This is a genomic window from Micromonospora sp. NBC_00617 (genome assembly GCF_045161355.1).
In the GTDB taxonomy this organism is placed as follows: domain Bacteria; phylum Actinomycetota; class Actinomycetes; order Mycobacteriales; family Micromonosporaceae; genus Micromonospora.
The window spans coordinates 3,858,184-3,882,216 of sequence record NZ_CP107751.1 but is presented as its reverse complement, the minus strand read 5'-3'; the positions used below and the strand labels follow the sequence as shown (position 1 = coordinate 3,882,216).

General features: G+C 70.5%; 22 protein-coding genes. 15 read left to right on the top strand and 7 right to left on the bottom strand.

Translation table 11 applies throughout. The features are described 5' to 3' along the window. Nucleotides 1-37 precede the first annotated feature (37 nt). The 3 genes from OG505_RS17665 to OG505_RS17655 form a co-directional block, all read right to left on the bottom strand. Nucleotides 38-919, bottom strand: coding sequence for a fructosamine kinase family protein (locus tag OG505_RS17665; protein ID WP_405425821.1), 882 nt, complete (start codon nt 917-919; stop codon nt 38-40). A 91-nt stretch (nt 920-1,010) separates the two neighbouring features. Next, on the bottom strand, nt 1,011-1,658 hold the full coding sequence (locus OG505_RS17660) for a response regulator (protein WP_405425819.1): 648 nt from the start codon (nt 1,656-1,658) through the stop codon (nt 1,011-1,013). Next, nucleotides 1,655-2,758, bottom strand: a complete 1,104-nt coding sequence (locus OG505_RS17655) for a sensor histidine kinase (protein ID WP_405425817.1) — start codon at nt 2,756-2,758, stop codon at nt 1,655-1,657. The genes OG505_RS17660 and OG505_RS17655 overlap by 4 nt, the downstream gene beginning before the upstream one ends. A gap of 141 nt (nt 2,759-2,899) precedes the next feature. Between OG505_RS17655 and OG505_RS17650 the strand changes: the two genes are divergently transcribed. Together OG505_RS17650 and OG505_RS17645 are read left to right on the top strand one after the other, a co-directional pair. Then, a complete protein-coding gene (locus OG505_RS17650) occupies nt 2,900-3,493 on the top strand; it encodes a CDP-alcohol phosphatidyltransferase family protein (RefSeq protein WP_405425815.1) in 594 nt (197 codons plus the stop codon). Beyond that, entirely contained in the window at nt 3,490-3,960 is a 471-nt protein-coding gene (locus tag OG505_RS17645; protein ID WP_405425813.1) for a VTT domain-containing protein, read from the top strand. The genes OG505_RS17650 and OG505_RS17645 overlap by 4 nt, the downstream gene beginning before the upstream one ends. 163 nt (nt 3,961-4,123) lie before the next feature. Here the strand turns inward: OG505_RS17645 and OG505_RS17640 are convergent, their stop codons facing one another. Continuing rightward, nucleotides 4,124-4,657 carry a hypothetical protein gene (locus tag OG505_RS17640; protein ID WP_405425811.1) on the bottom strand — a complete coding sequence of 178 codons (534 nt, stop codon included), beginning with the start codon at nt 4,655-4,657 and terminating at the stop codon, nt 4,124-4,126. Nucleotides 4,658-4,765: 108 nt separating this feature from the next. Here OG505_RS17640 and OG505_RS17635 point away from each other — a divergent pair, with 108 nt between their 5' ends. From OG505_RS17635 to OG505_RS17580, 12 genes are all read left to right on the top strand, one after another. After that, on the top strand, nt 4,766-5,188 hold the full coding sequence (locus OG505_RS17635) for a GNAT family N-acetyltransferase (RefSeq protein ID WP_405425810.1): 423 nt from the start codon (nt 4,766-4,768) through the stop codon (nt 5,186-5,188). A gap of 70 nt (nt 5,189-5,258) precedes the next feature. Continuing rightward, entirely contained in the window at nt 5,259-5,750 is a 492-nt protein-coding gene (locus OG505_RS17630; protein ID WP_357574523.1) for a YcxB family protein, read from the top strand. Between the two features lie 385 nt (nt 5,751-6,135). Then, nucleotides 6,136-7,440, top strand: a complete 1,305-nt coding sequence (locus OG505_RS17625) for a cellulose-binding domain-containing protein (RefSeq protein WP_405425808.1) — start codon at nt 6,136-6,138, stop codon at nt 7,438-7,440. Nucleotides 7,441-7,596: 156 nt separating this feature from the next. Continuing rightward, on the top strand, nt 7,597-8,208 hold the full coding sequence (locus OG505_RS17620; protein WP_405425806.1) for a YdeI family protein: 612 nt from the start codon (nt 7,597-7,599) through the stop codon (nt 8,206-8,208). A 630-nt stretch (nt 8,209-8,838) separates the two neighbouring features. Continuing rightward, nucleotides 8,839-10,155, top strand: coding sequence for a cellulose binding domain-containing protein (locus OG505_RS17615; RefSeq protein WP_405425804.1), 1,317 nt, complete (start codon nt 8,839-8,841; stop codon nt 10,153-10,155). 551 nt (nt 10,156-10,706) lie between these two features. Beyond that, nucleotides 10,707-12,245, top strand: a complete 1,539-nt coding sequence (locus OG505_RS17610; protein WP_405425803.1) for a non-reducing end alpha-L-arabinofuranosidase family hydrolase — start codon at nt 10,707-10,709, stop codon at nt 12,243-12,245. Between the two features lie 135 nt (nt 12,246-12,380). Continuing rightward, complete coding sequence (locus OG505_RS17605; RefSeq protein ID WP_405425801.1) at nt 12,381-12,740, top strand: VOC family protein; 360 nt, start codon at nt 12,381-12,383, stop codon at nt 12,738-12,740. A 283-nt stretch (nt 12,741-13,023) separates the two neighbouring features. Continuing rightward, nucleotides 13,024-14,844 carry an ABC transporter ATP-binding protein gene (locus tag OG505_RS17600; protein ID WP_405425800.1) on the top strand — a complete coding sequence of 607 codons (1,821 nt, stop codon included), beginning with the start codon at nt 13,024-13,026 and terminating at the stop codon, nt 14,842-14,844. 5 nt (nt 14,845-14,849) lie between these two features. Beyond that, a complete protein-coding gene (locus tag OG505_RS17595; RefSeq protein WP_405434556.1) occupies nt 14,850-16,622 on the top strand; it encodes an ABC transporter ATP-binding protein in 1,773 nt (590 codons plus the stop codon). A 23-nt stretch (nt 16,623-16,645) separates the two neighbouring features. Then, nucleotides 16,646-17,881, top strand: coding sequence for a glycosyltransferase (locus tag OG505_RS17590; protein WP_405425798.1), 1,236 nt, complete (start codon nt 16,646-16,648; stop codon nt 17,879-17,881). A 48-nt stretch (nt 17,882-17,929) separates the two neighbouring features. After that, nucleotides 17,930-19,207, top strand: a complete 1,278-nt coding sequence (locus OG505_RS17585) for a glycosyltransferase (protein ID WP_405425796.1) — start codon at nt 17,930-17,932, stop codon at nt 19,205-19,207. Further along, entirely contained in the window at nt 19,204-20,025 is an 822-nt protein-coding gene (locus tag OG505_RS17580) for a PIG-L deacetylase family protein (RefSeq protein WP_405425795.1), read from the top strand. Before OG505_RS17585 ends, OG505_RS17580 begins: the two co-directional genes overlap by 4 nt. Here the strand turns inward: OG505_RS17580 and OG505_RS17575 are convergent. The 3 genes from OG505_RS17575 to OG505_RS17565 all read right to left on the bottom strand — a co-directional run bounded on the left by OG505_RS17575 (nt 19,988) and on the right by OG505_RS17565 (nt 22,486). After that, complete coding sequence (locus tag OG505_RS17575) at nt 19,988-21,220, bottom strand: RNA polymerase sigma factor (protein ID WP_405425793.1); 1,233 nt, start codon at nt 21,218-21,220, stop codon at nt 19,988-19,990. The two genes, OG505_RS17580 and OG505_RS17575, sit on opposite strands and share 38 nt — an antisense overlap. Nucleotides 21,221-21,236: 16 nt before the next feature. Next, nucleotides 21,237-21,593 carry a YciI family protein gene (locus tag OG505_RS17570; protein ID WP_405425791.1) on the bottom strand — a complete coding sequence of 119 codons (357 nt, stop codon included), beginning with the start codon at nt 21,591-21,593 and terminating at the stop codon, nt 21,237-21,239. A gap of 134 nt (nt 21,594-21,727) precedes the next feature. Next, the gene (locus OG505_RS17565; RefSeq protein WP_405425789.1) at nt 21,728-22,486 is read right to left on the bottom strand and encodes an LLM class F420-dependent oxidoreductase; all 759 of its coding nucleotides are present in this window, start codon (nt 22,484-22,486) and stop codon (nt 21,728-21,730) included. Between the two features lie 235 nt (nt 22,487-22,721). On the opposite strand from OG505_RS17565, the gene OG505_RS17560 reads away from it, so the two are divergent. Further along, a complete protein-coding gene (locus OG505_RS17560; RefSeq protein ID WP_405425787.1) occupies nt 22,722-23,960 on the top strand; it encodes a cytochrome P450 in 1,239 nt (412 codons plus the stop codon). Nucleotides 23,961-24,033 lie beyond the last annotated feature (73 nt).

The window sequence follows — 24,033 nt, the reverse complement described above, 5'->3', positions numbered from 1 at the left end:
CGGCAGGGGTGGGACGCTCGTCGCCACCGCTTCGTCGTCACGGACGCTTGCGGAACGGGGCGAGGACGGCCCGGATCTGGTCGGCCGCGCCCCAGTCGTCATCGAACTGGGCCAGCACGGCGAGGTGTTGCCGCAGCTGGACGATCGGCATTCGGGCCTGCCAGCCGCTGTCGAGCGAGGTCAGGTCGGCGTACACGTCGAACATCCGTCGCGCCTCGGGCGGGGGAGCGGTGGACCACACGTGGGCGAGGTCGACCTCGGCCCACATGTACGACACGGCCGGGTCGATCAGCGCGGGCTGCCCGTCCGGAGTGGCCAGGATGTTCTGTGCCCACAGGTCGCCGTGCGTGAGGCAGGCCGGCCGGTCCGGCAGCAGGTCGGGCAGGCGGTGACACAACCGCTCCAGCGCCGCCCGGTCGCCGGCGTCCAGCGCCGCCTCGACGCGGGGCTGCCCGAGCCACCGCAGCAGCCGGTGCTGCGCGAAGAACGCGTAGCCGTCGTCGTTCCACGTGTTGATCTGGCGGCGACGACCCAGCCAGTTGTCGTGGTGCCATCCGAAGCGGGGATGGGTCGTGCTCGTGTGCAGGTGCGCGAGGACGTGCGCGAACTGCTCCCAGAAGACCTCGCTGCGTGGCCTCGGCTCCAGCATCGACAACACGAGCAGCTCCCGGTCCGCCAGGATCACCTCGGGTGTCGCCACACCGCCGAGCTCGCGGAGGGCGGCTAGCCCGTCGGCCTCCGCGACGAAGACGTCGTCGGCCGGAGCTTCGGCGAACGCCTTGACGAACACCTGCGGTGCGTCTCGTCGGGTGGCGATGCCCGCGAGCGCCGCGAGGCCGCCCGTCACCGGTTCCACAGTGACGATGTCGGGCATCCTGGGTTGGAGCAGGCGCTCCAGCAGGCCGGTCGTCGAGCGCATCGGGTCCGACTCCTCGGGTGCGGCGGTTCGCGTCGCGCAATCCTAGGCGGCGGACGGCCCCTTGTGGAGGATCGAGGGGGCCATCGACGGGTCACGGTGTGAGGCCGGCCCGGATCGCCAGGATGGCGGCGCCCACCCGGTCCCGGCTGCCGGTCTTGGCCAGCACGTTGGTGACGTGGGTCTTGACGGTGCTCACCGACAGGTAGAGGCGCTCGGCGATCTCGTTGTTGTTGAGTCCGGCACCGACCAGGGCGAGCACGTCGGTCTCCCGAGGCGTCAGCTGGTAGACCACCAGGTCCACGCGGGCGGCCGGTCCGGTGGCGCGGAGCCGGTCGAGAACGGCGCCGGTGACCTCGGCGGAGAGGATCGCCTCGCCGGCGGCGACGGCGCGTACCGCGGCGATCAGGTCGGCTGCGCCGCACCGCTTGAGGAGGAACCCGCGCGCGCCGGAGGCGATGGCGTCCAGGACGTAGGCGTCGTCGTCGAAGGTGGTCACGACGATCACGGCCGGAGCGTGCGGGATCGCGGCCAGCTCGCGGGTGGCCTGCAGGCCGTCGAGCACCGGCATGCGGATGTCCACGAGGGCGACGTCGATGCGGGGGTCACGACGCACGGCATCGAGGAACTGCCGGCCGTCGGCAGCCTCGACGGCGACGTGGATGTCGGGTTGGGCCCGCAGGATCAGGCTGAAGCCGTCGCGGATCAGCTGCTGGTCGTCGACTATCGCTACCCGGATCACGGGTTCGCCACCGGCAGGTTGACCTGCACCATGGTGCCGCCGCCGGGGCGCTGCGTCAGCTCCCAGCTCCCACCGCGCGCCCGCACGCGCTCCTCGATGCCCAGCAGGCCCGAACCACGCCGGGGTGTCCGGGGCGGCCCGACGCCGTCGTCGCTGACCCGCAGGCGGGCGTGGTCGCCGACGCGGACCAGTTCGACCCACGCCGCCGTGGCCTTCGCGTGGCGGGCGATGTTGGTGAGGGCCTCCTGGGCGATGCGGTAGGCGGTCAACACGCCGACCTCGTCCAGACCCGGCTCGGGGTCCACGCGTACCCGTACCGTCACGCCCTGCTGGCGCAGCGGCTGCGCGAGCAGTTCGTCGATGTCGGACAGGCGGGGCTGCGCGCTCACCGCGATCGCCGCTTGCGGATCGCGCAGGTGCACGACGAGCGTGTCGAGCTCACTCAGCGCGGTGCGACCGCTGCCCGCGATCGCCCGCAGCGCCGCCCCCGGGTCGGCGCTGAGCTGGCCCGCCTCGGCCTGGACCACCATCGCGGTGACGTGGTGACCGACCACGTCATGCAACTCGCGGGCCAGGTTGGTGCGCTGTTCGAGCCAGGCCGCCTGGCCGCGCAGGTCGTCCGCCTCCCGGGTCAGCGCGCGGCCGCGGGACCACGACCGCAGCAGGATCGCCAGGAGATAGCCGACCGTCACGAAGACGAATGGCTGCTCGTACATACCGCGCCCCGTGAGCAGCGCGGTGGCGAGGGCACCGGCCGCGCCGAGTAGGCCAGCCAGCCAGCCCAGCCACGGACGCCGGGCCGGGTCTTCGCACGTCGAGACGAACACCAGGCAGGCGGCTGCGAGGCCCAACTGCACCGACTCGCCGGTGCTCACGATCGCCACGAACCCGGCGCAGGCCGCGAAGACCAGGGCGCGGTAGCGGGGCCGCAGCGCCGCGGCACCGAGGCCGACGGGCACCACCAGCCACGCCCAGCCCGCCGGCACGGACAGGCCACCCTCGGCGGTCGTGATCACGAGTGCGATGATCAACCCCGCCGCACCGTACGCCAGCCGGCGCACCCGCTCGGGGTCCCGCAACCATTCCCGGATGTCGGTCATCACCTGGACAGTCTCCGCGACCAGCTCGGAGGCCGGCCAGTACCTGGGTACCAGATCGGGCGGCACCCCGGTGCCGCCCCGGCGAGCAGATCGGCACCACGGCACGTTCCGCCGAGACGCGTACCGCACGAGGCTTCTGGGGTGACTCTCGTCGACTCCCGCGCCGCCATCAGTGTCGGCCCTCTCCGTACGGTTCCCAACTACATCACCGCCGTCCGCACGGTCGCCGCGGTCACCGTCGGGGTCGCCGCCCTCGTCGCGGGATCGGTGGTATTTCTGGCGGTAGCGTACGGTATCTACTGGATCGGCGACATGCTCGACGGCTGGGCCGCCCGGCGGCTCGGGCAGGAGACCCGGGCCGGGGCTGTCCTCGACATCGTGAGCGATCGCGCGTGCACCGCCGTACTCTGCGTGGGCCTGATCTCCCTCGTGCCCGACGTCGCGGTCGTGGCTCTGGTGTTCCTGCTGTCGTTCCTGGTGCTGGACACCATGCTGTCGCTGGCCTTCCTGTGCTGGCCGGTGCTCAGCCCCAACTACTTCCACCTGGTCGACCGCCGGGTATGGGCGTGGAACTGGTCGCCCGTGGCCAAGGCCGCCAACACCGCCGGAGTCGTCGGCGCCATCGCGTTCGGCCAGTACCGGCTCGCGCTGGCCGTCGCCGTCGCCGTCGTCGTGGTCAAGCTGTGGTCGGTCGCCGCGGTGGCCCGGCTGCTCGACCGGGACGGCCGGGCGTGAGCAGCCTCGCCGAGGCCGTGGTGGCGCTCGGTTACGGCCTCGCGTCGGCCCTCGTTCCGGTCGTCAACGCCGAGGCGTACGTCGTGGTCGCCGGCCACCGTGGCGGCCCCGTTGTCGTCGCCGTGCTCGCCCTGGCTCTCGGGCAGACCGCCGGCAAGCTGCTCCTGTTCGAATCCGCGCGCCGTGGAACGGGACGGCTGGCCCGCAGGCTCGGGAGACACAGCGGGTCAGGTCGTACGGCGGCCCGAGCCGCCCGGTGGACCGGGCCGATCCGGCGCTGGCTCTCCCGCCGCCGCACCGCCGTTCCCACAGTTCTGGTCTCCGCCGCGGTCGGGGTCCCACCGCTGGCCGTGGTCAGCGTCGCCGCCGGCACCGTGGGCCTGCGCCGCTGGGAGTTCGCCGTCGCCTGCCTCGTGGGGCGGGTGATCCGTTTCGCCCTCCTCGTCCTGCCGGCGACGCTGGCCTGACCCCGTCGTCAGGTAGCCGCTCCAGGGCGCGTACGTGTGGATGACCGGCAACCCGCCCGCCACGCGCACCGCCGCCTGGTCGGTCCGTTCCCACGCGACGTGCTGGTCTGATCGCTCGATCGCGGTCCGGCGAAAGGCTCCCGCTGCCTGCACCACGCGCACGTTAGTGGGTGACACGGGGCCGACGGAGTTCGCGCAGCACGCCGTGGCGGCGCACGGCCCACGCGAGGCGTCGGACGCTCGGGTGCCGCACGAACAGTGCCGCCGCCCGGCGGATCAGGCCGAAGCGGTTGTCGCTGACCTGGTTCTCCATCGCCTGCCAGATCAGCTCGCGCACCTTGGCGCTGTCCAGGGCCGCCCGTACCTCACGGCGTACCGCAGGGTCCTCGGCCGCCGCGGCGATGGCGGCGGCCAGGCCCGGACGGGCCGCAAGCGGCTCCACCGCCGCGGCGACGAGCGGCCGGCGCACCTCGTCCTGCTCCAACAGCAGCAGTACGGCCTCCCGGATCTCGACCGTTTCCAGGCCCGAGCGCAGCAGGCTCAGCAGGCTGCGCTCGACCTCGCCGTCGTGATCCGGGACGGACAGCGTGGCCAGCAGCACGGACACCTCGTCGAGGTCGATGAGGTGTCGCACCCCGCTGCGGAACTCCGGCAGCTCCCAGGCGACCTGGAGAGCCCTGACGAGATCGCGGTTCATGCGCCATCCGCTACCCGCGAGCGACCGCCGGCGAAACTCCGCCGGCCTGCCCGGCACGACGGGCCGCTCGGGCGCCCGCCGGTGCCGTGCTCGCCTAGACTCCGACGGGTGAACGTGCGCAAGGGCGGCGTGGCGGACGCGGCGGCGCTCGCGGAACTACGCGGCGTCGACGGACACAAGCTCGGGGCGTACGCGGACTGGGTGGCCGCCCACGCGGACACGCACCTGCCGTTCGTCGCCGAACTGGACGGGCGTGTGGTCGGAGCCGCCTGGCTCCTCGTCGCCCAGCGGGTGCCCAGCAACGAGTCGATGGGCCGGTGGTACGGCGACGTGCAGTCCGTCGCGGTCCGCGAGGAGTACCGCGGTCGCGGTGTCGGTGGTGCGCTGATCGCCGCGATCCTGGCCGAGGCCCGGACGCGGGGGCTGCTGCACGTCACAGTTCACTCCAGCCGCCGCGCGGTCGACTTCTACCTGCGCAACGGGTTCGTCCACGACCGTGAGCTCCTGCTCTGGGAGCCGCCCGCCTCCTGACCGGACGGGTATCCCGCACGGGCGACGGGTCCGGCGGTGCCCGGGGCGGTCGGGGAACTATCGTGCTGGGGTGCACATCCGTTTCGACGTCCCCGCTGATCCCGACTACCCGGGTCGCGTGGCGGCCACGCTCGGCGGTGTTCGGCTGCGCAGGTACAGCTACGTCGGCGCGGTGCTGGCGGCGGTGGGGGTGATCGGTCTGGTCGTCTCGCGCGGGTTCGCGTCCGGCGAGCGGTCGACACCGCTGTGGATGGCGTTGCTCGTGGGTGGCGTGCTGTCGATGCTGTACCTGCCGTGGGTGCGGTGGCGCGCACGTCGCCGCTCCGGTCGTTACGCCGTCGAGGGCGGCTACGACATCACCGACGACAACATCATGATGCGCAGCGGCTCGGAGTCCGGTGGTATCGCGTGGGACGGCGTCGCCCAGGTGAAGGACACCCCGGACTTCTGGATCGTGTACGTCGGGCGGATGCCGGCGACCGTGATCCCCCGGTGGTTGATGTCCGCCGAGGATGCCGAGACGCTGCGGGCCTTCATGGCCAACCGTGGGCTGCTCCGTTAGGCGCGACCTCGTGTGCCGCGTCGCGGCGGGCAGAGCACGGCGAGGACCCGACGTTTCAGGATCGGTGTCGGGGCTGGGCGAGGAAGCGCAGGTACTCCGGCCGGTCGAACGGGTTGCCGTCGGTGCGGGGCCGGTGCGGTGGGTCGCCGGACACCCTTGATTCAATAGGAATCTGTCAATAGATTGAGGGCGGGCGCCGCCGAGGTCCGGGCAACCGGGCCGTCGGCGACTGACAGGTCCACCCCGAGCCGGGCACGTCGGTCGTACGCATCGACCAGTCGCTGTGGCGCATCGCCGCGCCGCACCCGGCGCGTTGTCGCGCCGCGTCCGTCCCGGACGCGCGCTGCCGCGCCGATTCCCCAGCTCGATGGCAGAAGGACTTTTCATGACGATTCTCCGCGCCCGCCCCGCCCCGACCCTGGCGGTCGTCGCCGCGCTGGCCGCCGCCGTGACCGCGACCGGAACGGCCCTGCTCGTCGTCCCCGCCGCGGCCGCCCAGGGCTGCCGGGTCGACTACACGCCCAACCAGTGGCCCGGCGGATTCACCGCCAACATCAAGGTCACCCCCGGCGACAGCGCCGTCTCCAGTTGGACCGTCACCTGGAAGTACGCCGGGGACGAGCGCGTCACGAACGGCTGGAACGCCACGGTCAGTCAGTCCGGATCGACGGTGACCGCCCGCAACATGTCGTACAACGGCAGCATCCCGGCCGGCGGCTCTACCGAGTTCGGCGTCCAGGGCACGTACGGCGTCAGTGGCGGCGCGCCGACCGGTTTCAGCCTGAACGGCGTGCCGTGCAACGGCACCGGACCGACCCCGACGACCGGCGTGCCCACCACGCCGCCGCCCACGACGCCCCCGCCGACGACGCCCCCACCGACCACCCCGCCCCCCACGACGCCCCCACCGACCACCCCGCCCCCCACCACGCCGCCGCCGACCACCCCGCCCCCCACCACGCCTCCGCCCACGACGCCTCCGCCCACCACCCCGCCGCCGGCCGGATGCGCCGGTGCAGTGCTCTGCGACGGCTTCGAGAACCAGACCGGCTCGACGCCGTCGGGCGACTGGACGGTGGTGAACCCGGACTGTTCCGGCGCCGGCACGGCCACCATCGACACGACCACCACGCACAGCGGCAGCCGGGCGGTCCGGATCAACGGCGCGGCCGGGTACTGCAACCACGTCTTCATCAGGTCCACCAAGAACCTCAGCAGCGTGGGCAGTGTGCGGTACGGCCGGATCTGGGTGCGGCACACCACCGCCCAGCCCACCGACCACACGACCATGATGGCGATGGCCGACGCCGCCGACGGCAACAGGGACCTGCGGATGGGCGGCCAGAACGCTGCCCTGCAATGGAACCGCGCCTCCGACGACGCGACCCTGCCCGAGCAGAGCCCGGCCGGGGTGGCGCAGAGCGTGCCGCTTCCCACCAACCGGTGGACCTGCCTGGAGTTCATGGTGGACGGCTCGGCCGGTCAGCTGCGTACCTGGCTGGACGGCACGGCGATCGCGGGGCTGACCGCGGACGGCGTACCGACGCACGACATCGACGGCCAGTGGTACAACCGCACCTGGCGTCCGCAGCTCACCGACCTGAAGCTCGGCTGGGAGAGCTACGGCAACGGGGCCGACACCCTCTGGTACGACGACGTCGCGGTCGGGTCCAGCCGGATCGGCTGCTGACCCTCCGGAACCTGGCAGGAGACAGCCTGGATGTGCCAAGGGTGTGGCCCGGTCGACGTGTCACACCCTTGGCCGTTCCGACTGCCCCGGCCGGCGGTCGGGTCGGGACGTCCACCGACAGCCGTAGCTGTCACAGGGCGGCGATAGCCTGCTGCCATGGCGAGCGCCGAACTGGAAGAGTTGATCGTCACGGACGCCGGCGCGCTGCGCGCATGGTTGTCGGAGAACCACGCCACGTCGCCCGGCGTCTGGCTCGCCCTGACCAAGAAGGGCGGCACGGTCACCACGCTGACCTGGCAGCATGCGGTCGACGAGGCGCTGTGTTTCGGCTGGATCGACGGGCAGGCCCGCAAGCGGGACGAGCAGTCCTCCTGGATCCGGTTCACCCCTCGCCGGGCCCGCAGTGTCTGGTCCCGACGCAACGTCGAAAACGTCGGCCGGTTGGAGGCGCAGGGACTGATGATGCCCGCGGGCCGCGCGGTGGTGGAGGCCGCGAAGGCCGACGGCCGGTGGGCCGCTGCGTACGCCCCGCCGTCGGAGGCCGAGGCGCCGACCGACCTGCTCGCCGCCATCGCCGCCGAACCCGCCGCCCAGGCGATGTTCGACGTGCTCACCAAGACCAACAGGTTCGCGCTCATCTACCGCCTCAACGCCGTCAAACGGGCGGAGACCCGCGAGCGGAAGATCGGCGAGTTCGTCGCCATGCTGGCCCGCCACGAGACCGTCTATCCGCAGAAGGCGCGGCCGGCGGGCGCCCCGCCTTCGTGATCACGGCGCTCCGCTGGCCCCGACCCGGAGCGTCGAACCTGCCGCCGGTCGACCTCGACCAGGTCCGCCTGGCCCAGCGCCGCCACAGCGACACCCGCTGATCGTCCGCCCCGCGGAAGGGCCCTCAGTCGGCGCCGTCGACGCGGGCGGCGATGTCCCGCAGGGCGGCGATGTGAGCGCTCAGGGCGGCCCGACCGGCCGCCGGCGCACGCGGGGCAGGGTCGGTCGGTCCGCTGTGGCCGGTTCCGGGGCACTCGGCCGGTTGAGCATGTTATCGATAACATGCTATCTTTCGGCGCGGGAGCGAAGGGCACGCTCCCAGTCACCTCAGTCAATCGGCACAGGCACGCCGAGGGCTCGCCCCTCCCGCCGCCTCGCCGGTCGGTGACCCGTCCGGGCCGCTCCGCCACTGCCAGGCGACCGCAGGTGGTCGTCGGACGACCCTGGTCCGGCTGCGTTCCCCGCTTTCCTTGCCCCGTCACGGACACCCCGGCAGCGACGGTACGGCCCGTACGCACCCGTGTGCGCCACGCCGGCCCCAGGAGCATGCCGGCCCGCACACCGGCGCGAACCGACTCGTTGACGGCGAGGTGCATGTCGTACGGACGATCAACGGCAAGGAGTCGAGCAATGGTCAAACGGAGACAACTCTTCTCGTTCGTCGCGGCCGCGGTGGTTTTCGTCGCGGCGACCGGTGGTGCGCTGCGCGGCGGATTCGGCACCGAGGCGGTGGCTGCCACCAACGGCACCCTCGCGGCGACCGCGGGCTGCGGCAAGGCGCCCACTCTCACCAGCGGGACGCGCACGATTTCCAGCAGCGGCCAGAATCGCAGCTACATCCTCCAGATCCCGGGCGGTTATGACAGGAACCATCCGTACCGACTGGTCTTCGGCTTCCACTGGCTGAACGGCTCGGCCAACAATGTCGCCTCGGCCGGCTACTACGGGCTGGCGCCGTTGTCGAACAACAGCACGATCTTCGTCGCGCCACAGGGCATCGACGCCGGTTGGGCCAACACGAACGGTCGGGACCTGACCCTGTTCGACGACATCTCCCGGCAGGTCGAGAACGACCTCTGCGTCGACACGACCCAGCGTTTCGCCCTGGGCTGGAGCTACGGCGGGGCCATGAGCTATGCGGTGGCCTGCGCCCGACCCACCGTCATCCGCGCGGTCACCGTGCTTTCCGGCGCCAACCTCAGCGGCTGTAACGGCGGCACCCAGCCCGTCGCCTACTTCGGCATCCACGGCATCTACGACAGCGTGCTGAACATCTCCCAGGGCCGGGCGCTGCGCGACACCTTCGTCAGGAACAACGGCTGCACCGCACAGAGCCCGCGCGAGCCCAGCCGAGGCAGCCTCACCCACGTCACCACCACCTACTCCGGCTGCCGCGCGGGTTACCCCGTGCAGTGGGCCGCGTTCGACGGCGACCACACCCCGAGCCCGGTCGACGGGTCGTCCAGCCCCAACGACTCCAGGACCTGGACCTCGGCGGAGATCTGGCGATTCTTCAGCCAGTTCCAGTCCACCACGCCGCCGACGACCGCCCCGCCGACCACCGCCCCGCCGACCACGGCGCCGCCGACCACCGCCCCGCCGACCACGGCGCCGCCGACCACGCCCCCGCCGACCGGGGAGCCGGGCAGCTGCGCCGCCACCTACCGGGCCGTCAACAGCTGGCCGGGCGGCTTCCAGGGTGAGGTCACCGTCGCCAACAACACCGCCACCTCCATCAGCGGCTGGACCGTACGCCTGACCCTGGCCAGCGGCCAGGCCATCAGCAGCCTCTGGAACGGCACCAACACGGGCACCACCGGCAACGTCACCGTCCGCAACGCCGCGTACAACGGCGCCCTGGGGCCGAACGCCTCGACCACCTTCGGGTTCACCGCCACCGGCAACGGTGACACCCCGCCCAGCAACGTCACCTGCACGAGCCCCTGACCATCTCAGCCTGGGGTCCGGAGCCACAGCTTCGGGCCCCGGGCCGGGGTTCCACCCAGCGGCTACCGCCACGGCGGGCAGCGTTCGCACCGCGGGCCGTGCGCCCGGTGGTGCGAGCTTCGGCGCCACGCCTGTCGGAGCGTCGACGCCCGAGGCGGCCGGGACCAGGTCATGTGTAGACGCCGATGTTAGCGCCAACCATCTCGGATCTTCGGACGCGCCTTCCCGGTTCGCGGACGGCGGACGGCGTGGTGGCCGGGCATGATCGGCGTCGATCGGTCGCGCCGTGCGCGGGCGCGGGCTGCCGGCTCACCGAAGCGCCAATGTTACGACTTGACGAACAGCATGTTATCGCTCACAGTCGATGGTCAAGGACGGCGACGGCAACGGCTTACGGGGCGGGGCTGCTCTGCCGACCTTGGTTCAGGCGTGCGTCCACAGCATGCAGGGGATCTTGTTAGCGCGAACATTCCCGACGCATGCACCCGGTCGCGTGTCGCGGTGCGCCCAGCTTCGGGTGACCGTTCGGCTTTTGGTGATTGAGGAGGATCATGTCTGCCTTTGGTAGCTCTCTGTCGACAGCACCGCCCGCGCGGCGGCGAGGGTGGTTGGTACGAGCGGTCTCCGCCGGCGTGGCAGCGGTGGTGGTCGCCGGCGCCGCCGCGATGGCGGTGTCGTCACCCGCGGCCGCGGCGACTGTCGACACGAGCGCCTGGTACGTGTTGGTGAACCGCAACAGTGGCAAGGCGGTGGACGTCTACAACCTGGCCACGAACGACGGCGCGCGGATCACCCAGTGGACGCGCAACAACGGTAACCAGCAGCAGTGGCAGTTCGTGGACTCCGGCGGTGGTTACTACCGGATCAAGTCGAGGTTGTCGGGCAAGGTGCTGGACGTGTCGGGCCGCTCGACCGCCAACGGCGGGGCGATCGTGCAGTGGTCCGACAACAACGGCACCAACCAGCAGTTCCGGTTGACCGATTCGGACAGTGGGTACGTCCGGTTGATCAACCGCAACAGCAACAAGGCGATGGAGGTGCAGGGCGCCTCGACCGCCGACGGTGGCAACATCGTGCAGTACGACGACTGGAACGGCACCAACCAGCAGTGGCAGCTCGTGCGCGTCGACGGCGGGGGCAACCCCACGACGCCGCCGCCCACCACGCCACCCCCGGGCGGCACGTGTGACCTGCCGTCGTCGTACCGGTGGTCGTCGACCGGCGCGTTGGCGCAGCCGAAGTCCGGTTGGGTCTCGTTGAAGGACTTCACCGTCGCTCCGTACAACGGCCGCCAGTTGGTCTACGCCACCACCCACGACTTCGGATCGTCGTGGGGCTCGATGAACTTCGGGTTGTTCACCAACTGGTCGGACATGGCCTCGGCCAGCCAGAACACGATGAACAGTGGCACCGTGGCGCCGACCCTGTTCTACTTCGCCCCCAAGAACATCTGGGTCCTGGCCTACCAGTGGGGCGGCGCGGCGTTCTCCTACCGCACCTCCACCGACCCCACCAACCCCAACGGCTGGTCCGCCGCGCAGACCCTGTTCACCGGCAGCATCTCCGGCTCCGGCACCGGCCCCATCGACCAGACCCTCATCGCCGACAGCACCACCATGTACCTGTTCTTCGCCGGCGACAACGGCAAGATCTACCGCGCCAGCATGCCCATCGGGAACTTCCCCGGCAGCTTCGGCAGCACCTACACCACCATCATGAGCGACTCCACCAACAACCTGTTCGAAGCCGTCCAGGTCTACAAACTCCAAGGCCAGAACCGCTACCTCATGCTCGTCGAAGCCATCGGCTCCCAGGGCCGCTACTTCCGCTCCTTCACCGCCACCAGCCTCGGCGGCACCTGGACCCCCCAGGCCGCCACCGAGAGCAACCCCTTCGCCGGCAAGGCCAACAGCGGCGCCACCTGGACCAACGACATCAGCCACGGCGAGCTGATCCGCACCAACGCCGACCAGACCTTCACCGTCGACCCCTGCAACCTGCAACTGCTCTACCAGGGCCGATCCCCCAGCTCCGGCGGCGACTACGGCCTGCTGCCCTACCGCCCGGGCCTGCTCACCCTGCAACGCTGACCCTCCACCACCCCCCGACCCGGGGCGGGTTCGGCATCACTGCCGAACCCGCCCCGCGTCACGTGCCAGGGCCGTTGGTCCGTGCCAGGGTGGGTCATGCCATTGAATGCACACCACCTGAGAACATCTGTCGCCGTGTCCGACATCGCGAGGGCCGTCGCGTTCTACGAAGGCAAGCTGGGCCTGGTGGCGCTGTGGTCCGCGCCCAGCGCCACCATCGCCGACGGCAGCCGCATCTACGCCTCCGGTGGCGGTCCGGCCCTCAACGTGTACCAGTCGGTCACCGCCGGGAAGACCTCGGCGACCCTGGCGACGTGGTACGTCGACGACATCGACGAGATCGTCGACGAGCTGTCCTCGTCCGGCGTCGAGTTCGCCCGCTACGAGCAGATCGAACACGACGCGAAGGGGATCACCGAGCGGGCCGGCGGTGGTCGTATCGCCTGGTTCCAGGACCCGGACGGCAACACCTTCGCCATCGAAGCCGACGTCTGACCGACCGCCGGGTGCCGCCGCGCGGAAACCCGCCCCGCCAAACTCTGCCGGGGTGCAGAGGACGACGGATCGGAAAGCCGCGAGTTTTCTTCCACCTTGCCGCGTTGCCCCGGGTCGGTCCGCTCCGAGCATCTTCCGCGATGGAATTCGGCCCTCGTGTCGATCTCGACCGCTCGACGTTCGTCGGACCAGTGACAGCACCGGCGGTCGAGTAGGGAGATCGATGAACATGCGCAGCAGCCTGTGGGGACTGATATCCGCGCGTGCGAGCATCCTCCGCCTGATGCCCAGAGCGGGCTTCGGCCTCCTCGGCGCGCTCCTGGCGCTCAACCTGCTTCTCGCCGCGCTGCCCATCGCGTTCGTCATCACGTCCAGCGTGGTGCTGGGCAAGGTGCCGGGGGCGGTGGACGGTGGCCTCGGCTCGACGGCGTGGCGGGAGCTGGTGCCGGTCTTCGCGGCGGCGGCCGGCATCTTCGTGATGCAGCAGGTGTTGGCTCCGGCCCAGCTCTCGCTGGGTGAGCTGCTGGCGCGGCGGATCGACGGCAGGGTGGTGGACGACGTGATGCGGGCGTCCACGCGCAGCACCGGGGTCGGGCCGATGGAGGACCAGTCCGTCCTCGCCGACCTGCGCTACGCCGCCCGCGAGTTGGAGCACGGCCTGCAGATGTGGGGGCCGGGCAGCGCCTGCGCCGGCACTCTCGCGCTGATCGCGCGGTACGGCCAACTGGTCGGCTACACGGCCATCATCGGCGTCGTCTATTCCTGGTGGGCGGCCCTGGCGGTGGCCGTGACCGTGCTGTGGTTCCGCAACGTGCAGCGCGGCGGCCTGCGTCGCTACGCCCACGCCCGGTTCAGCCTCATGCCCCAGCAGAACAAGGTGGAGTACGTCCGCAACCTGGCCGTGCAGGCGCCGGCGGGCAAGGAGATCCGGGTCTTCGGGCTGGCGAACTGGATGGACGGCGAGATGCGATCGTCCTACCGCGCGTGGTTCACGCCGCTGTGGGCGGCGCGGCGGCGCGTCTACCTGTGGCCCGGCGTCTGGTCCACCGGGTTCAGCCTGCTCGCCTGCGGAGCGATCTTCGCGACGATCGGCGCCACCGCGATCAGCACGCTGACGCTGACCGAATTCGTCCTGATCATGCAGGCGGCGCTGGGCGCCATCCGGCTGTCGGTGTTCTATCCGGAGGCCGATCTGGAGACCGCGATCGGCACCGAGACCCACCGGGCGGTGCGACGGTTCTCCGATCACATCGACCGGTACACCGTGCTGGAGCCGACCGGCTCCGGGAGCCCGGCGCCCGAGCCGGTCAGTGAGATCCACTTCGATGACGTGTCGTTCCACTATCCGGGTCAGGACCGGCCGGTGCTCGACGGACTGGACCTGCGAATCCCGGTCGGCAGCTGCACCGCGATTGTCGGGCTCAACGGTGCGGGCAAGACGACCCTGGTGAAGCTGCTCGCGCGGCTCTACGAGCCCGACCGCGGCGCCGTACGCCTCGACGGCGTCGACATCCGCACGTTCGAACTGTCGCAGTGGCGGGCCCGGCTCGCCGTGATCTTCCAGGACTACCTGCGTTACGAGTTCTCCGCCGCGGACAACGTGGCGTTCGGCGCGGTGGGCTCGGCGGACGATCGGGACGGCGTCCGGGAGACCGTGGCCGCGATGGGCCTGACCGAGGTGCTGAACTCGCTGCCCCGCGGCCTGGACACGCCGCTGGCCACGCACGTCACCGGCGGCGCCGAGCTGTCGGGTGGCCAGTGGCAGCGGTTGGCGCTGGCGCGGGCCCTGTTCGCGCTGCGGCACGGCGCGTCGGTCGTCGTGCTCGACGAACCGACCGCGAGCCTCGACGTACGCGCCGAGGCGCAGTTCTTCGATCAGTTCGCGGCGCTCACCGAGGGTGCCACCACGCTGCTCATCTCCCATCGTTTCTCGACGGTCCGGCACGCCGACAAGATCGTGGTGTTGCACGACGGCCGGGTCAGCGAGGAGGGCTCACACGACGAGCTGCTGGCCCGCAACGGGCGCTACGCCGAGTTGTTCAGGTTGCAGGCCAACCGCTTCGTCGACAACAGCGACCCGGACCGGGACGAGGTGCTGCTGTGAGGGACATGTTCTCCGGCGTCGGCAGGCTGCTGTCCGCGGCATGGCGGATCGACGCGCGCAAGACCGTGGTCGCCACCTTCCTCATGCTGGCCCTGGCCGCGTCGGCCGCCCTGCTCGCCGTCGCGCTCGGCATGATGACCGACGCGGTCATCGGCGGCGACGCGACCGAGGCCGCCGTGTTGGGCGCGGTGGTGGCCCTGCTCGCCATCCTGGCGCAGTCCTCCGGCCAGTTCGCCATGGTCGCGTACTTCGAGCTGTCCGAACTGATCGAGCTGGACCTGCACCGGGAGTTGCTGGCGGTCTCCAACGGATCTGAGGGGATCGGCCATCACGAGCGCCCCGAGCAGGCCGACGAGCTCACCGTCCTGGTCCAGGACAGCGGGCAGTTCCGCAGCAGCATGGAGTCGCTGTTCCAGGCGGCGACGATGGTGCTGGCGGTCGTCCTGGGCGCGGCGATCCTGGCGTGGCAGAGCCCGTTGCTGTTGTTGCTGCCGGTGGCCGCTGCCGTGCCGTTGTTCACCGGCCGGCTGGCGGAGAGCGCCCTGGAGCGGGCCAAGACGGCGGTCGCCGAGCCGACCCGTGTCGCGCTCAACCTCTTCCAGGCCACGACCACCGCCCGCTACGCCGGCGAGCTGCGGGTGTTCGGCGTGGAGAAGGAACTACGGCAGCGGTACGCGAGCCTGTGGCGAACCGCCACCCGTGGTCTCTACGGCGCGCACCTGAAGGCCATGACGCTACGCGCGGCGGGTCAGGTCGTCTTCGGCCTCGCGTACGTTTCAGCGGTGTTGCTCGTCGTGCGCAACGCGATAGCCGGGCAGCAGAGCGTCGGCGAGGTGGTCCTGGTCATCGTGCTGGCCACCCAGGTCAACCAGCAGGTGACCGGCGCCGTCACGCAGCTGCAGCAACTGCAACGCCTCGCCAACACCTATCTGCGGCTGGATCGGTTGCGCGACGCGGTCGCCGGCGCCGGGTCCCTGGCCGACCAGCCCGTCCCGGACCGGCTCGTCACCGGGATCGCCTTCGAGAACGTGAGCTTCGGTTACCCGAGCGCCGAACGGCCGACGCTGCGCGATGTCAACCTGACGCTGGCCGCCGGCAGCACGGTGGCGATCGTCGGTGAGAACGGCGCCGGCAAGACGACTCTGGTCAAGCTGCTGTGCGGCTTCTACCAGCCCACGGCCGGCCGGATCCTCGTCGACGGTGTCGACCTGCGACGGCTGCCCGTCGAGAAGTGGCGCGAGCGGATGGCCGCCGGCTTCCAGGACTTCGTGCGGTACGAGATCCGGGCGCTCGAGGCGGTCGGTGTCGGTGACGTGGCGCGGGTGTCGGACGAGGCCGCGGTCAACGAGGCGTTGGTGAAGGCGCACTCCACCGACGTCCTGCGTGCCCTGCCGGACGGGTTGTCCACCCAGCTCGGCACGTCGTACGCCGATGGCGCCGAGTTGTCCGGCGGGCAGTGGCAGAAGCTCGCCCTGGGCCGGGCGCTCATGCGCGACAACCCGATGCTGCTGCTGCTCGACGAACCCACGTCGGCCCTCGATCCGCAGGCCGAACACGAACTGTTCGAGCGCTACGCCGAACACGCGAGGCGCACCAGCGCGCAGACCGGGGCCGTCACGGTGTTGATCTCGCACCGCTTCTCCACGGCACGGATGGCAGACAAGATCATCGTGGTCGGCGACGGGCAACTGCTCGAGGTCGGAGACCACGACACCCTGATGCGCGCCGGCGGCTCCTACGCCGAGATGTTCGCCATCCAGGCCAAGGCGTACCGCTGACCGACCATACGAGGGAGAGAGAAATGGGCCACCGGATCCGGGCATCCGTCATCATCGCGACCTACAACTCGGCCGACCTGCTGGCCGACACACTGCGCTACCTCGTCCGGCAGACGATCCCCACCAACGAGTTCGAGGTGATCGTCGGCGATGACGGTTCGACCGATCACACCGCCGAGGTGGTGCGGTCCTTCGCCGGCACCCTGCAGGTCAAGTACGTCTTCCAGGAGGACCGGGGATTCCGTGCCGCCGCCGCGCGCAACGCCGCGGCCCGGCTCGCCGCCGGCGCGCTGCTGATCACTCTCGACACCGGCTCGATGGTCGGTCCGGAGTTCCTCGCCGCGCACCTGGCCGCCCACGAGGGCGGCGAGTCGCGGCGGGCGGTGATCGGTCTCAGCTACGGCTACAACCCCGAGGTGCCGATGGCGGGGGTGGACGAGCTTCTCGCGCAGATGTCCCCGGAGGCGGCGGTGGAGCAGTTCCGCGACCTACCCGACTTCCAGGACATCCGCCAGTCCTACTTCGCCGACTGCGAGATGGACCTGAGCCGGCGACTGGTGGCCTGGCAGGCATTCTGGACCTTGAACTCGTCCGTGCGGACGGACGACTTCCGCCGGGTCGGCGGCTTCGAGGAGAAGTTCGAGGGCTGGGGCGGCGAGGACATGGAGTTGGCGCTTCGGCTGCAACGGGCTGGTCTGACGATCGAGATCGCGCCCGACGCCTGGGTCGTGGTGGCGCCGCACGACCGCGATCACAAGGCGAACTACGACGCGCTCTTCGCGAACATGCGGATGTTCCTGCGCAAGTTCCCGGAGCCCGTGGTCGAGATGGGCTTGGGCGTGATGCTCGACAAGGGGGAGTTCTGGGCCTGGGAGCAGACGTACCAGGAGCTTCTGGACTGGCGGCAGCAGACCGGCGACCGGAGCGTCTCGGACGAGATTGCCAGGGCCCTGGCGGACGTGCCGGCCGACGAGTCGGTCGCCATCATCGGATGCGGCGCCGAGCTGCCCGCGACGCTGACCAGCGCCATCCTGGTCGACTTCGATGACCAGCTCCTCGAGCGTGCCGTGCGTTCGGGGGACCACAGCGGCTACCACGCCGTCGGGCTGCACACGCTGCTGGCCGACGACAGCGTCGACACGGTCGTCATCACCTCGCGGATGGCCGGCCTGTGGGGCACCTGGAGCGCGGAGATCCTGGCCGAGGCCGACCGGATCGGCCGGCGGACCATCTCGTACGCCGGCCCGGCAACTCCGTGAACCCGTCGGCCAGTTCGAAGGGCTGAACCGACCATGCGAAGGAGAACCATGGGCCACCGGCGGCGGGCATCCGTCATCATCGCGACCTACAACTCAGCTGACCTGCTGTCGGAGACCCTTCGGCAGCTCGCCCGGCAGACGATTCCCACCGACGATTTCGAGGTGATCGTCGGCGATGACGGGTCGACCGATCACACCGCCGACGTCGTGCGGTCGTACGCAGACCTGTTGCACATCAAGTACTTCCATCAGGAGGACCGCGGGTTCCGGGTCGCGTCTGCGCGCAACGGCGCGGCCCGGATGGCGGTCGGCGGGCTGCTGGTCATTCTCGACACCGGGTCGATGGTGGGCCCGGAGTTCCTCGCCGCGCACCTGGCCGCCCACGAGGGCGGCGAGGCGCGGCGGGCCGTGGTGGGGCCCAGCTACGGCTACAACCCGGATTCGCCGATGGTGGGGGTGGACGAACTCCTCGCGCAGTTGCCGCCCGAGATGGTGGTGGAGCGCTACCGCCACCTACCGGAGTTCCAGGACGTGCGTCAGCCCTACTTCGTCGGCTGCGGCATGGACCTGAGGAAACGGTCGATCCCGTGGAAGGCCTTCTGGACCGGAAACTGTTCGATCCGGATGGACGACTTCCGCCGGGTCGGCGCCTTCGAGGAGCGATTCCAGGGCTGGGGCGGCGAGGACATGGAGCTGGGATTCCGGCTGCACCGCGCCGGCCTGACGATCGAGCTCGCGGCGAAGGCGTGGGCGGTTGTCGCGCCGCACGACCGCGACCACAAGGCCAATTTCGACGAGCTGTTCGCCAACATGCGGCTGTTCCTGCGCAAGTTCCCCGAGCCCGCGGTCGAGATGGGTCTGGCCGTGCTGGTGGAGAAGGGCGAGTTCTGGCAGTGGGAGCCGATGTACGCCGAGCTCCTCGACTGGCAGCAGCGGGCGCGGGGCCTGAGCGTCTCCGCCGAGATAGCCGACGCCCTCATGGATGTGCCCGACGGCGAGGCGGTCACCATCATCGGGTGCGGTGGCCAGTTGCCCGCGTCGGTGACCGGCGCGACCCTCGTCGACTTCGATCGCGAACTCCTCGACCGCGCCGTGCGTTCGGGGGACCACAGCGGCTACCACGCCCTCGGGCTGTCCACGCCGTTGAGTGACGACAGTGCCGGCACGGTCGTCATCACCTCCCGGTTGGCCGGCGTCTGGGACGCCTGGGGAATGCAGGTCCTCGCGGAGGCCAGCCGGATCGGCCGCCGGACGATCTCGTACGCCCACCCGGTGACGCCGACCGCACATTCGCAGGAAACCCACTTCGAAGGGAGAGCCGCATGACAACCCTGGTGGTGTCGCCGCATCTCGACGACGCGGTGCTGTCCTACGGCGGCCACCTCGTCCAGTTGGCCGACACTGGCGAACACGTCGTCGTCTACACGGTGTTCGCCGGGAGTCCCGCGCCGCCGTACTCGCCGATCGCGACCACCTTCCACGACCAGTGGGCGATCGTCGGCGATCCCGTGGCGGCGCGACGCGACGAGAACGTCGCGGCCCTCGCCACGCTCGGCGTCGACCCACCGTATCTGTGCGGCCCGTTCCTCGACGCGATCTACCGCAGGAACGCACAGGGCGGCTGGGTGATCGACGACGAGAACCCGATGGACCACCATGCCGACGACGAGGACGACCTGGTCGCCGCCATAGCCGCCGACATCGAGCGGGTGATCGGTGAGTTCTCCGTCGACCGGGTCGTCACGTGCGCGGCGGTCGGCAATCACGTCGACCACCGGCGTACCCGCGACGCCGTTCTCACCGCGGTGGCCAGGACCAACTCGCCGCTGACGCTCTGGGACGACTTCCCCTACCTCGCGTGGCCGGAGGTCAACGTCATGCCGGCGCTGCCGGCGGGCGTGCGCGTGTCGGAGCCGGTGGCCGTCGCGATCAGTGACAGCGAGTGGGCCCGCAAACTTCGTGCCGTCGGCGCCTACGCGAGCCAGATCGCGATGCTGGAGAGCGGTGGCCAGACCATGAGTGAGCAGTACGCCGAGGACTGCGCGAACCGCCGCGGCCACCACGGCGTCGACGGTTTCTACGAGACCGTCCGCGAGGTGCTGGCGCTCACAGATTCCGCTCCACTTCGGTCAAGCGCTCGCTGAGGAACGCGCGCTCGACGTCGTTGTCGGTGAGGGTCAGCGCCTCCTCGTAGGCCGTCCGGGCCTGCGACCACTGCCCCAGTTGGCGCAGGAAGTCGGCCCGGGCGGCACTGAGGTACCCGTACGTGGCCAGGGCCGGGTCGGCGAGCAGGGGATTCAGCGCGTCGAGGCCGGCCCGGGGGCCGTCGCGGAGCCCGATCGCGACGGCCCGGTTGAGATCGACCACGGGCGAGGGCCAGAGCCGGAACAGGGCGTCGTACAGCGCGACGATCTGGGCCCAGTCGGTGTCCCGCCAGCTCGCCGCCTCGGCGTGCAGGGCGGCTATCGCGGCCTCCAGCGCGTACCGCGTCGGCGGCCGTCGGCGCAGCGCGTCGGTCACCAACGACCGGCCCTCCGCGATGAGCTGCCGGTCCCAGCGCGAGCGATCCTGCTCGGACAGCAGCACCAGGCGCCCGTCCGCGGACATTCGGGTGTCCTGGCGCGAGGCGTTGAGCAGCAGCAGCGCGAGAAGCGCGCTGATCTCGGCGTTGGTCGGCATGAGCAGATGCAGCATGCGGGCCAGGCTGATCGCGCTGTCCACCAGATCCTGGCGAACCAACTGGGCGCCGAGCGGCGCCGTGTGCCCGGTGGTGAAGATCAGATGGACGACCTCCAGGACGGCGCTCACCCGTTCCTCGAGCTGGTCCGGGCCCGGCACCCGGTACGGGATGCGGGCCGCGGCGATCTTTTTCTTGGCCCGGGTGATGCGGGCCGCCATGGTCGCCGGCTGTACCAGGAACGCGCGGGCCACCTCGGGGGTGGACAGCCCGCAGACCAGGCGCAGCGTCAGCGCGACCTGCGCCTCCCGGGCCAGGGCGGGGTGCGAGCAGGTGAAGATGAGGCGCAGCCGGTCGTCGACCAGGCCGTCCTCGGGCCCGGGTGTGGTCTCGTCGGCGACGAGCAGCGGCATCTTGCGACGGAACACGGACTCGCGCCGCAGGACGTCGCGGGCCCGGTTGCGCGCGATGGTGGTCAACCAGGCGCCCGGTCGGTCGGGGACGCCGGTCTCCGCCCAGGTCTCCAGGGCCTGCGCGAACGCGTCCTGCGTGCACTCCTCGGCGAGGTCGAGGTCCCGGGTCAGGTGGGCCGTGGTGCTGAACACCTGGGCCCAGTCGCGGCGGTGCGCCTGGGCGACCGCCGCGACAACCTCGTCTTTCATCCGTGGGTCGGCCACGTCAGCCGTGGTCGACCACCGGGCGGATCTCCACACCGCTGTGCGAAGCGTGCACCTCGGGAAGCAGGGTCGCCATCGACAGAACCTCGTCCAGGTCGGTCGCCTCGATCAGGTAGTAGCCGCCGAGTGCCTCCTTGGTCTCCAGGAACGGGCCGTCGGTCGTCTGGATCTGGCCTACCGAGTCCGAGCGCAGCGTGGTGGCCGTGGGCGCCATCTCCAGCTGCTGGCCGTCGATGATCTGCGTGCCGGCCTTGGCGACGAACGCCTCGTGCGCCGCGTCGTGCGCCTTCCACTGCTCGTCGGTCATCGCGTCCCACTGCTGGGCGTCGCCGTAGATGAGGATCATGTACTTGGCCATGTCTCGTGTCCCGTCGTGTGCCGGCCCCCTCGGTGGTGGCCTCTACATTACGACGGGTCGCGTGGGCGGTAGATCGACAGCAGCGACGAAAATCTGGGCCTCGCTGGCCCGCGCCGACCGGCCGGCTGACGGGTTCAGTCCCTCGCGTGTGCGAGCAGGCGGTCCAGGGGTTCGAGGTCGAACGGGGTGTCCAGGCCGAGGATGACGTGGGTGGCGCCGGCCTTGAGGTAGGCATCGACCTCGTCCACCTCCGCCGTCTCGATCATCGTGGTGCGCTCGATCTCGGCGGGGTCGCGGCCCTGCTCGGCGCACCAGCGGTCGAGGACGGCGCTCTTGTGGGCGAAGCGCTCGGCCGAACCGAAGTCGTTCCACATGTCCGCGTACCGGGCCACGATGCGCAGGGTCACCTTCTCGCCGCCGCCGCCGATCAGCAGCGGCACCCGTGCTGCCGTCGGGGCCAGCGCGGCCAGGCGGGACCGTACGGTCCGCACGCCGTCCTCCAGCGCCCGCAGGCGTTCGCCGGCGCCGCCGAACCGGTAGCCGAACTCGGTGTAGTCCCGCTCGAACCAACCGGCGCCCAGGCCCAGGATCAGGCGACCGTCGCTGATATGGTCGACCGTGCCCGCCATGGCCGCGAGGAGGTTGGGGTTGCGGTAGCTGTTGCACGTCACGAGCGAGCCGAACCGGACGCGCCGGGTGTCGGCGGCGAGCGCGGCCAGGGTGGTCCAGCACTCGTAGTTCGCGCCGTCCGGGTCGCCGTAGAGCGGATAGAAGTGGTCCCAGGTCCAGACGGTGTCCACACCGAGCTCGTCCGCCGCACGCCAACCCTCGCGTAGCTGAGCCATCTCGCAGTGCTGCGGCTTGAAGAGCACGCCGACCTTGAATCGAGCCATGACCGTCTCCTCTGGATTTACGCGTTATCGAGTCGAGGATGCCCGCCGCGGCCCCGCAAAACCTCTTCAGAATTGCTTTTCCGACGCGATAAAGGCACACGCGGAGTGGATTTCCACGCTCGGCAATCGAGAAGAAATATGGAGCTGGGGAGTTCATTAGGTTCAGCGGCAGATACCGCTCTTCGCACCACCGGATCCCTGCCCGGTGCCGTGCACCGAACCATGGAGGCCCGCGATGGGTAAATGCCCGATCATGCTCGATCCCGAGGGACGTGACATTCATGCCGAGGCTGCCCGGATCCGCGCCGAAGGCCCGGTCACCCTCGTCGAGGTTCCCGGTGGCTACCACGCCTGGTGCGTGACGTCGTACGACATCGGCAAGAAGCTGCTCGCCGGTGACCAGCTCTCCAAGAACGCGAAGGAGGACTGGCCCCCGTTCGTGCGCGGAGAGGTGCCGCACGACTGGGAGCTCATCACCTGGGTGGCGATGGACAACCTGACCGTTCGTGACGGCGCCGACCACGACCGGCTGCGCAAGCTGGTGTCGCACGCCTTCACGCCGCGCGAGGTCGAGAAGGCCCGCCCCCGCGTCGAGTCGATCGTGCGGCGGCTGCTGGACGACATGGCGGCCAGCACGCGACCGGGTGAGACCGTCGACATCAAGGGCCAGTTCACGTACGCGCTGACCGCCACACTCATCTGCGACCTCTTCGGCGTGCCGGAGGAGGTGCGCGAGGAAGCGCTCAAGGGCACCAAGCAGAACAGCCTGACCAACCACACCGGTGAGATGGCGGCGGCGAACCTCGACCAGTGGCACGACGCCATGTCCAAGCTCGCCGCCCGCCGCCGTCAGGACCCGGGAGACGATCTCACCAGCGTCCTGATCGCCGCGAACGAGGACGGCGAGACGCTCTCCAACGAGGAGCTGATCGGTAGCCTGCACGTCCTGCTCGGCGCGGGCTCGGAGACCCTGAGCAACGTGCTGGCCCACTGCATCATCGACCTGAGCACCCACCGCGACCAGCTGGAGCTGATCCGCACCGGGCAGTACACCTGGATGGACGCCTTCGACGAGGCCGTCCGCAAGGACGCCGCCGTCGCCCAGTTGCCCTTCCGCTACGCGAAGGAGGACATCGACGTCGCCGGCGTCCACATCGCCAAGGGCGACCTGGTCCTGATCGCGTACGCCGGGATCGGCCGGGACCCGGCGCTGCACGGCGACACCGCCAACGACTTCGACATCACCCGAGCGGACAAGACGAACCTGTCCTTCGGGCACGGCGAGCACTACTGCCTGGGGCGGCCGCTGGCCACGATGCAGTCGATGGTGGCCCTGCCGGCCCTCTTCGAGCGCTTCCCCGACCTGACCCTGGCCGTGCCGCGCGAGGAACTGCCCCCGCAGGGCTCGTTCATCATGAACGGCTACGACCGGGTGCCGATGTACCTCACCGCCGCGGTCCCCGCGGTCGCCTGAGCCCCGTGCCGACCGTCATGGCGGTGGCCACCACGATGGTGGCCACCGCCATGCGTACGTCTTGTGGCTCCGC

What these genes read in the sequence shown, in the direction of transcription:
- OG505_RS17620 (WP_405425806.1), top strand. Translation starts at nt 7,597, where the DNA reads ATGGCGAGCGCCGAACTGGAAGAGTTGATCGTCACGGACGCCGGCGCG.
- OG505_RS17600 (WP_405425800.1), top strand. Translation starts at nt 13,024, where the DNA reads ATGCCCAGAGCGGGCTTCGGCCTCCTCGGCGCGCTCCTGGCGCTCAAC.
- OG505_RS17610 (WP_405425803.1), top strand. Translation starts at nt 10,707, where the DNA reads ATGTCTGCCTTTGGTAGCTCTCTGTCGACAGCACCGCCCGCGCGGCGG.
- OG505_RS17640 (WP_405425811.1), bottom strand. Translation starts at nt 4,657, where the DNA reads ATGAACCGCGATCTCGTCAGGGCTCTCCAGGTCGCCTGGGAGCTGCCG.
- OG505_RS17615 (WP_405425804.1), top strand. Translation starts at nt 8,839, where the DNA reads ATGGTCAAACGGAGACAACTCTTCTCGTTCGTCGCGGCCGCGGTGGTT.
- OG505_RS17570 (WP_405425791.1), bottom strand. Translation starts at nt 21,593, where the DNA reads ATGGCCAAGTACATGATCCTCATCTACGGCGACGCCCAGCAGTGGGAC.
- OG505_RS17585 (WP_405425796.1), top strand. Translation starts at nt 17,930, where the DNA reads ATGGGCCACCGGCGGCGGGCATCCGTCATCATCGCGACCTACAACTCA.
- OG505_RS17595 (WP_405434556.1), top strand. Translation starts at nt 14,850, where the DNA reads ATGTTCTCCGGCGTCGGCAGGCTGCTGTCCGCGGCATGGCGGATCGAC.
- OG505_RS17575 (WP_405425793.1), bottom strand. Translation starts at nt 21,220, where the DNA reads ATGAAAGACGAGGTTGTCGCGGCGGTCGCCCAGGCGCACCGCCGCGAC.
- OG505_RS17625 (WP_405425808.1), top strand. Translation starts at nt 6,136, where the DNA reads ATGACGATTCTCCGCGCCCGCCCCGCCCCGACCCTGGCGGTCGTCGCC.
- OG505_RS17590 (WP_405425798.1), top strand. Translation starts at nt 16,646, where the DNA reads ATGGGCCACCGGATCCGGGCATCCGTCATCATCGCGACCTACAACTCG.
- OG505_RS17655 (WP_405425817.1), bottom strand. Translation starts at nt 2,758, where the DNA reads ATGACCGACATCCGGGAATGGTTGCGGGACCCCGAGCGGGTGCGCCGG.
- OG505_RS17665 (WP_405425821.1), bottom strand. Translation starts at nt 919, where the DNA reads ATGCGCTCGACGACCGGCCTGCTGGAGCGCCTGCTCCAACCCAGGATG.
- OG505_RS17565 (WP_405425789.1), bottom strand. Translation starts at nt 22,486, where the DNA reads ATGGCTCGATTCAAGGTCGGCGTGCTCTTCAAGCCGCAGCACTGCGAG.
- OG505_RS17560 (WP_405425787.1), top strand. Translation starts at nt 22,722, where the DNA reads ATGGGTAAATGCCCGATCATGCTCGATCCCGAGGGACGTGACATTCAT.
- OG505_RS17580 (WP_405425795.1), top strand. Translation starts at nt 19,204, where the DNA reads ATGACAACCCTGGTGGTGTCGCCGCATCTCGACGACGCGGTGCTGTCC.